The following is a 264-nucleotide window of genomic DNA, read 5'->3' as shown; positions in this document are numbered from 1 at the left end:
AGTCAAAGGTGTAAGTTGGCGTACCGATTTGATCATCAACAACCTTAACTTCATCGTGGTTAGAACCAACCTTGAGCATAGTCTTGATAAAGTTATGACCGTTAACACCGAATACCCAAGCGATACGCACGATAAAGTATTTGTCCAAAGTGTCGGAAACAGCCTTCTCGCCGCCTAACTTTGTTTCACCATAAACGTTCAATGGCTTATAACCCTTGAAGTCAGGTTCCCATGGCTTGGTGCCTTGACCGTCAAATACATAAT

General features: G+C 42.8%; 1 protein-coding gene. It reads right to left on the bottom strand.

The window, feature by feature from the left end; all coding sequences use genetic code 11:
- A partial coding sequence (locus CP366_RS10590) for a sugar nucleotide-binding protein (RefSeq protein WP_143469325.1) occupies positions 1–264 on the bottom strand: 264 nt, incomplete at both ends.

The organism is Lactobacillus sp. UMNPBX15 (genome assembly GCF_002553785.1).
Taxonomy (GTDB): domain Bacteria; phylum Bacillota; class Bacilli; order Lactobacillales; family Lactobacillaceae; genus Lactobacillus; species Lactobacillus crispatus.
This window is presented reverse-complemented; position numbering and strand designations above follow the sequence as displayed.